General features: G+C 48.3%; 7 protein-coding genes. 1 reads left to right on the top strand and 6 read right to left on the bottom strand.

All coding sequences use genetic code 11. The features are described 5' to 3' along the window. From ftsX to STRDD11_RS04895, 4 genes are all read right to left on the bottom strand, one after another. Positions 1 to 780 (bottom strand): permease-like cell division protein FtsX (gene ftsX, locus STRDD11_RS04910; protein WP_164828381.1); only part of this gene is annotated, 780 nt, incomplete at its 3' end. Further along, the gene (gene ftsE / locus STRDD11_RS04905) at positions 773 to 1,465 is read right to left on the bottom strand and encodes a cell division ATP-binding protein FtsE (RefSeq protein WP_128835946.1); all 693 of its coding nucleotides are present in this window, start codon (positions 1,463 to 1,465) and stop codon (positions 773 to 775) included. The genes ftsE and ftsX, both read right to left, overlap by 8 nt. 45 nt (positions 1,466 to 1,510) lie before the next feature. After that, positions 1,511 to 2,606 (bottom strand): peptide chain release factor 2 gene (gene prfB, locus STRDD11_RS04900; protein ID WP_128835944.1). Its coding sequence is split into 2 segments (ribosomal slippage): positions 1,511 to 2,533 and positions 2,535 to 2,606, totalling 1,095 coding nucleotides; the frame shifts between segments, so codons are not numbered across the junction. Positions 2,607 to 2,812: 206 nt separating this feature from the next. Then, positions 2,813 to 3,613, bottom strand: a complete 801-nt coding sequence (locus STRDD11_RS04895) for a Cof-type HAD-IIB family hydrolase (RefSeq protein ID WP_128835942.1) — start codon at positions 3,611 to 3,613, stop codon at positions 2,813 to 2,815. Positions 3,614 to 3,750: 137 nt separating this feature from the next. Here STRDD11_RS04895 and STRDD11_RS04890 point away from each other — a divergent pair, with 137 nt between their 5' ends. Beyond that, a complete protein-coding gene (locus STRDD11_RS04890) occupies positions 3,751 to 4,611 on the top strand; it encodes a metallophosphoesterase (protein WP_128835940.1) in 861 nt (286 codons plus the stop codon). Here STRDD11_RS04890 and STRDD11_RS04885 read toward each other — a convergent pair. Next, positions 4,605 to 5,396 (bottom strand): DUF2785 domain-containing protein, encoded by a 792-nt coding sequence (locus STRDD11_RS04885; RefSeq protein WP_128835938.1) that lies wholly within the window; start codon positions 5,394 to 5,396, stop codon positions 4,605 to 4,607. The genes STRDD11_RS04890 and STRDD11_RS04885 overlap by 7 nt on opposite strands. A gap of 87 nt (positions 5,397 to 5,483) precedes the next feature. Next, the gene (locus STRDD11_RS04880; protein ID WP_128835935.1) at positions 5,484 to 8,180 is read right to left on the bottom strand and encodes a cation-translocating P-type ATPase; all 2,697 of its coding nucleotides are present in this window, start codon (positions 8,178 to 8,180) and stop codon (positions 5,484 to 5,486) included. Positions 8,181 to 8,227: the final 47 nt, after the last annotated feature.

The raw sequence follows: 8,227 nt of genomic DNA, 5'->3' as shown, positions 1-8,227 counted from the left end.
CGATTGGAAAACCATGGTGTAGACAAAGTAGACCAAGGCTGCCGGAACGGCTGCACCTAAAAGACCAATCCAGGCGCCTTCAAAAAGGAAGGGGCCGCGGATGTAGCTGTTCTTAGCCCCCACCAGTCGCATGATTTGGATTTCACGGCTGCGGGAAATAATAGTAATCCGGATGGTATTGGAAATCAGGAGAATGGCAATAAAAATCAGCAATCCTGCACCGACCAAGCCCCAGGTCTGGATAAAATTGGACAGCTCAAAGAGACGTTTGGTATTGGCACCGCCGTTTTGGACCTCGGAAACACCGTCTATTTTCTTGGCTTTGTTTGTGACGGATTCCACATGTTTAGGGGAAGTTGTGTCTACAATATAAGCGTCATAAAGCGGATTCGAGTCGCCTTCAAAGACCTTCCACTCACTTCCCATCGTTTCGGTCAGTTTTTCATACTGCTCTTCCTTGCTGGAAAACTCCACCTTGGCTACATTTTTCATGGAAGACAAAGCATCATAAACCTTGTGGTAGTCCTCATTTTGGACCGTCTGTCCTTCTTTGACAATGGTTTCGCTATTATCAGCGGTATCCTTGCGCATGTATACCATGACGCGGACATTGTTGGAAATATCGTTTGCCAGCTTGGCCGTATTGAGGATAACAGAGGCAAAGATAGCCACCAAACCCAGAGTAATCATGACCGAGCTGATAGCTGCTACAGTCATCCAGCCATTTCGCTTAAGGCTCTTAAGCGATTCAATCAAATGGCGAAAAAATCTACTAATCATCGTATCCGTATTCTCCTTCCGCTTCATCACGCACCACACGGCCATTTTCGATGGCAATGACGCGGTGACGCAGAGTATTTACAATCTGGCTGTTATGGGTCGCCATCAAAACTGTTGTACCTTGGAGATTGATGCGTTCCAACAAATTCATAATTTCCCAAGAATTATCGGGATCCAAGTTCCCTGTCGGCTCGTCTGCAATCAGCACTTTGGGATTGTTGACAATGGCACGGGCAATGGCAATCCGCTGCTGCTCTCCCCCAGAAAGTTCATTGGGGAAAGAGCGGACCTTGTGTTTGAGACCGACCAGATCCAGCACCTCCATGACGCGCTTTTTAATATTGCGGCGGCGCTCGCCGATTACTTCCATAGCATAGGCAATGTTTTCATAAACGGTCTTTTTGGGCAGCAGCTTATAATCCTGGAAAACGACTCCGACCTGACGGCGCAGCATGGGAATGTCCTTCTTTTTAATCTTGGCCAGATTAAAATCAGCCACATTCAGACTGCCCTTATCCAGCTTCACTTCACGGTAAAGCAAGCGGATAAAGGTTGACTTGCCGGCGCCTGAAGGTCCTACAATGTAGGCAAACTCTCCCGAATCTACCTTGATAGACACACTGCGCAGGGCAGTGGTCCCGTTGTCGTACTTCTTGACAACATCTTTCATTTCAATTATTGACATGTATTGAAAAATCCTTTCAATCTGAATTCTAATCCTTTTAATTTCCTAGTTCAGCCGCCATTTGAGATAGGCATCAATAAAGCCATCCAAATCCCCGTCCATCACCTTGTCAACCTGAGCGACCTCATAGCCGGTCCGATGGTCCTTGACCATGGTATAAGGGGTGAAGACATAGGAGCGGATTTGGCTGCCCCAGGAAATTTCTTTCTTATCTCCTTTAAGCGAGTCCACTTCTGCTGCTTTTTTTTCCTGCTCCAGCTGATAGAGCTTGGCCTGCAGCATTTTCATGGCCCGGTCGCGGTTGCCGTACTGGGTCCGGTCTACTGTCGACTGCACGACAATTCCCGTAGGGATATGTGTCAGCCGCACACCGGTCGAAACCTTATTGACATTCTGCCCGCCGGCTCCGCCTGAGCGGAACGTGTCCATTTTTATGTCATCCTCGCGAATCTCTACTTCAATCGTATCATCCAGCTCTGGCATGACTTCTACTGAGGTAAAAGACGTATGCCGGCGCTTGGCTGAGTCAAAGGGGGAGATCCGCACCAGCCGGTGGACGCCCATCTCAGACTTGAGAAGACCATAGGCATGCGGCCCTTCAAATGATAAGGTCACCGACTTAATACCGGCTTCATCGCCCGCCTGATAGTCCAAGACTTCCACTTTGAAGCCCTTGGCATTGCCGAAGCGCGTGTACATGCGCAGCAGCATATCGCCCCAGTCCTGTGCTTCCGTACCGCCCGATCCTGGGTGGATTTCAAGGATAGCATTGTTATTATCATAAGGCTCAGACAAAAGCAGGGTCATTTCATAGCTGGTCATCATTGCAGACAGTTCAGCCAGCTTTTCTTCTAATTCTTCCCGCAGCGTATCATCTTCCGCTAAAAAATCAAGCAGAATTTCTGATTCATCAAACAGGTCTGTCATCTGATGAAAATTCTCGTAGGTCTGCTTGAGTTCATTCAGTTCCTGAGATGTCTTTTGGGCAGCTATATTGTCATCCCAAAAATCAGGCTCTGTCATCTTATTTTCTAAGATAGCAATTTCTTCTTCCAGTCCCTCTAAGTCAAAGAGACCCCCTGAAAGAAGCTAATTTTTCACGATTTGCGTCAATCTTCTGACGAATTTCTGAAATGTCCATAAATACCTCTTTTCATATATCGTTTAATTATAACATAAATTCATTTTTTTGACTAATCTCAAAATAAATGCGGGTTTCATTGTAACCAATTTTCCGCTGAGAGGCAAGAAAACTGCTCCCTTGTCACGGAATTGTTAGATAGACCAACAAAAGACAGCAATCCGCCAGCAACAATCAGACAAGAGGCTGGAGAAAACCGGCAGCGATTAGGATAAGATTTTCTTTTCAATGACTGTGAGAACGCCTGACTGGTCATTGCCGGGTGCTTGGTACTTGGCCTTTGCTTTGACAGCCGGAGAGCCATTGGCCATGGCATAGCTCTCACCTACATAGCCCAGCATTTCCAAATCATTGCCGCCGTCTCCAAAGGCCATCATCTCCTCAGGCTCAATCTGCAGATACTGGCTTAGATAAGCCAAAGCCGCTCCCTTGTGAACGCCTGACTGAATCATATCAATAGAACCGTGGCCGCTGGAGACCGCCGTCATCTGCTGACCAGCGGCCTGATTGAGCAGCTCCAGCAGACGGCTGGTCTGCTCAGGCGGAACCAGCAGAGCCAGCTTGACAAAATCATCAGCCGGCAGATGATCAAAATCCGGCACTTCTGTCAAAGCGTGGTAATAAATACCGATTTCGTCCTTATAGCTCTGGGGAGCCGATGCAAGCAAATAGGCCGAATGCAGGCCGCAGAGGGTCGTCTGCCGGTCCAGGCCTTCCGTTTTCAAAACCCGCAGAACCTTGGCAATAAGCTCCGTCGCTATTTTTCTTTCCATAAGCAGACGGCCGCCTTCAAAAATCAGGGCACCGTTCTCAGAAACGATGAAGAGCTCCTCCTTATACTGAGGAAAAAAAGAAGCCAGCTGGGCATATTGGTTGCCGGAAATGACGGTCACTTTGATCTTCTTTGCTCTCAGCTGCTCATAAACAGCCTCAAAACGTTTCAAATCATAAGTATTGTCCGAGCGCAAAAAAGTACCGTCCATATCAAAAGCAATGAGTTTTATCATGGCATTCCCCTCCTTCTCTCTATTTTACAATAAAAGTCTTAAAAAATTAAGAAAAGCAGCGGGAAAATTCAAGACTGGCTCTGCAGCGGACCGCAAAAAAGTTTTCCAAGTCGGCTAAAATATGCTAGACTAAGGTCATGACAAAAATCGGATTTATGAGTGATCTGCACTTGGACTCCAATCAGTTCGGCGCCTTTGAACGGCAGACACTCCAGCACCTTCTACAGGAGCAGGGACTGGAGCATCTGCATATCGCAGGCGACCTGTCCAATGACTTTTACGGCATCAGCCTGCCTTTTATAAGAGAACTAGAGCAAGTCCTGCCTGTTTCTTTCAATCTGGGCAACCACGACATGCTGGGGCTGTCAGAAAGCGAGATTGTGGCTTATGATTTTCAGGTCCAGCAGTTTGGTCAGACTAAGCTGATTAGCTTTTCCGGCTGGTATGACTACAGCTTTGTCCCTGAAAAAAGCAAGGAAGAGCACCTGCGGACTAAAAATAATTTCTGGTTTGACCGGAGACTGCAGCGGGACTTGGACGACTCGGCCATCACCCAGCAGCTGGTGCAGCGGCTGGATGCACTCTTGACCAGTCTGCAAGGGCCTTTGATTGCCGCCCTGCATTTTGTCCCCCACAGGGATTTTCTCTACGACCACCCCTATTTTCAGCGCTTCAACGCTTTTTTAGGCAGTCAGACCTTTCATCAGGTCTTTCAAAAGCACGGCGTTCAAGAGGCTGTCTTTGGCCACCTGCATCACCGCCATCAGAGCCGGAAGATTGACGGCATCCGCTACCACATGCGGCCGCTGGGCTACATCCGTGAATGGGAGCTGACCCGAACATTTTTTGAGGACTTCCCCCAATACCGTATCTCCCAGCACTACCGACTGCACAAGCGCTACAATGCTGTCAAAGACCTGCCGGAATTTCAGGATTATAAGAAAAAGCACCTGGCAGCCGAACTGCGGGATGCTTTAACAGTGATTGAGGTTCAGTAATGAAAATTTTGAATAGCAGTTCTCAGCTCCTCTGAGAGCTGCTTTTTGCTGTCCAGCTGCACACAGACTTCTAATAAACAGGAGCGAAAATTGGAAAATGCGATGAAGTCTTGCTTGCTGTCCAATGGAAAATTCAGTGACTGCAGCCAGAGGCTGAGTTCATGCTGTGATAGTTTTCCCTTTAAGACCGCTTGATAGAGCACCTGCGCTAAGCGCCAGTCCTCGTCATTTCCGAAGCGGACGGAAACTATTTTAAAAACTTGCTGAATGACCTGTAATACCTCAGACATCTTACCTGAAGGAAAGTCTGGATGACAGGCTGCTTCCGTCAATAAATCTGCTCCATGAGCGAAGGCGTGGACCCAACCGTATTCCTCTGAGTAACCGCTTGTATCTTTTTCTGTTAGCAAGTAGGCTAACCCGTTATCCAGAAGGATTTTTCTTTCTTGCACTGATAAAGCCTGATAATACGAAGAGTTTGGATTTCCATCACAGTTTAAGAGATTCGCATAAAGCAAAGCTGTAAAAGAACGCGTTAAAGCAGCTTGACCATTTTCATCGCTCTTGTAAAAAAGTCCCTGTCTTTTGACTGCTTCTTGAGCCAAGAAACGAAACTGTTTATCTGAAAACAACTCATTCTGAAGGCCCCTTGCCAGGGAGGAAAAGACCAATCCATCACGGACTGACGCTTCCTGATGACCAATACGATCCAGCAACCATAAGATTTCTTCTTCACAATAGAAAGGGGTCTCTTCTTCCAACTTCTTTTGTAAGTTTTGGTACATGATCTAACCTGCCTTCCAGCTAGCTTCTTTTTTGTATAATTATACCCCCTTATACGCAAAAAAGCCATCCGTAGATGACTTTTTCTGTTAAATAGCATTCTTGTCCATCCCCAGTTTGCGCTGAATGAACTTGACAATTTCAACAATAACAATCATGGCAAAGCTGCCAATCAGAACAGCCAGCCATTGCGACCAGTCAAGCTGGGTCACATGGAAGATACCTTCCAGCGGCTTAATCAGAATCGTTGCAGCCAGCAGGACAAAGGACACCAGAATGGACCAGTTAAAGGTCTTGGACTTGAAAGGACCGACGGTTAGGATAGACTGGTAAACAGACTTGACATTGAAAGCGTGAAAGAGCTGGATAAGCCCCAGAGTCGCAAAAGCCATGGTCAGGGCATCAGCGTGGATTGCTTTCAAATCACCGACATGGACCGGATTGGCAATAGCATAGCCATAGACAGCCAGCACCAAGAGTCCCTGCAGAACTCCTTGATAAATGATTGAGCTCAAGACACCGCCTGAGAAGAAGCTGGACTTGCGTCCGCGGGGTTTGTGGTTCATCACACCAGGCTCTGCAGGCTCAACACCCAGAGCAATCGCAGGGAAGGTATCGGTTACCAGATTGATCCAAAGCAGATGGACCGGCTGCAGCACGTCCCAGCCAAAGAGCGTAGCCAAGAAAATGGTCAGCACTTCAGCCGTATTAGCAGACAGCAGATACTGAATTGTCTTTTGAATATTGGAGAAGACCTTGCGTCCTTCCTCAACAGCCACGATAATGGTCGCGAAGTTATCATCCGCCAGAATCATGTCAGAAGCACCTTTAGATACCTCTGTGCCTGTAATTCCCATGCCAATACCGATGTCAGCAGTTTTCAGAGCCGGCGCATCATTGACCCCGTCTCCAGTCATGGCCACAACCTTGCCTTGATTTTGCCAGGCCTTGACAATCCGCACCTTGTGCTCAGGTGATACACGCGCATAGACAGAATATTGGCCGACCACTTTTTCAAACTCTTCATCTGACAGTTCATTCAGTTCTGCACCAGTCAGGACATGGTCTTCCGTATCATTTTCATCAATGATGCCCAAGCGTTTGGCGATAGCCTCTGCCGTGTCCTGGTGGTCACCGGTAATCATAATCGGACGGATACCGGCTTCCTTGGCTACCCGAACCGCTTCTCCTGCTTCGGCCCGCTCAGGATCAATCATCCCAATTAAGCCGGTAAAAATCAGGTTATTTTCCAGATCTTCCGTCGTCAGCTCTGCCGGAACAGCGTCAATTATCTTATAGGCACCGGCCAGCACCCGCAAGGCTTCATGGGCCATAGCAGAGTTGTTGGTTTTAATCAGCTGTGCCGTTGCTTCATCAATGGCCGCAATGTCACCGGCCTTATCGCGGGAGACACAGCGCTTCAGCAGCTGATCTGGTGCACCCTTGACGGCTACCAAGTATTGGCCGTTCGACAGAGGGTGAACCGTTGACATGAGCTTGCGGTCTGAATCAAAGGGCAGCTCAGCTACACGTGGGTATTTTTCAAGGAAAGCCTTGACATCATAGCCCTTGTCCAGGGCATACTGGATAAAGGCCGTTTCTGTCGGATCCCCAATCAGCTTGCCTTCTTGGTCAATCTTAGTATCGTTGGCCAGAACAACTGAACGCAGCAGCGGCAGCTCTAGTCCCAGCTCAATATCCTGACCCGCTTCTCTGAGTTCGCCGTCATAAAAAATCTTCTCAACCGTCATCTTGTTCATGGTCAGGGTACCGGTCTTGTCAGATGCGATAATCTCAGTTGAGCCCAGTGTTTCAACAGCCGGCAGCTTGCGGACAATGGAATTGCGCTTGGCCAAAACCTGAGTCCCCAGAGCCAGCACAATGGTCACAATCGCCGGCAGTCCTTCCGGAATAGCGGCAACAGCCAGAGCAACAGAGGTCATCAGCTCTTCCAGAGGCGCCTTTCCTTGGATAAAAACACCCACGACAAAGGTTACAGCTGCAATGACCAGAATGACATAGGTCAGCACTTTTGAGAGACTATTGAGATTCTGCTTGAGCGGCGTATCCGTTTCGTCGGCATTTTGCAGCATACCGGCAATATGCCCCACTTCGGTATACATACCGGTATTGACCACAACCCCAACTCCGCGTCCATAGGTCACATTGGAATTTTGGAAGGCCATATTGACCCGATCGCCGATGCCGGCATCTTCAGAAACTTCCACTGTCAAATCCTTGTCAACCGGAACAGATTCACCTGTCAGCGCCGCTTCTTCAATCTTGAGAGAGTTGGCTTCCAAGAGGCGGATATCCGCCGGAACGACATCACCGGCTTCCAGTCTGACAATATCGCCGGGCACCAATTCTTTGGAGTCCACTTCCGTCACATGACCGTCCCGCAGCACACGCGCTGCCGGACTGGACATGGACTTAAGTGCTTCGATTGCTTCTTCAGCCTTGCCCTCCTGATAAACACCAAAAATGGCATTGATGACCACAACGGCCAGAATGATAATCGCATCTGCAATATCTTCGCCGCCTGAGGTAACAACGGAAAGGACCGCTGCTACCAGCAGGATGATAATCATCAAATCTTTAAACTGCTCTAGGAATTTCATGAGGAGAGATTTCTTTTCTCCCTCATCCAGTTCATTGCGGCCATAGTCAGCCAGACGCTGCTGGGCTTGACTGCTGGATAGACCCTGATCCGAAGTTTCCATTGCCTGCAAAACTTCTTCAGGACTTTGAGTATAAAAGGCTTGGCGCTTTTGTTCTTTTGACAATTTTTCCTCCTTTGCGCTGTAAGGCCCGTCAGAAAGCGAGAGCTAGA

The sequence above is a fragment of the Streptococcus sp. DD11 genome, from assembly GCF_001578865.1.
Classification (GTDB): Bacteria; Bacillota; Bacilli; order Lactobacillales; family Streptococcaceae; genus Streptococcus; species Streptococcus panodentis.
Note: the sequence above shows the minus strand (reverse complement) of the source record. Positions and strands in the feature narration are given on the sequence as shown.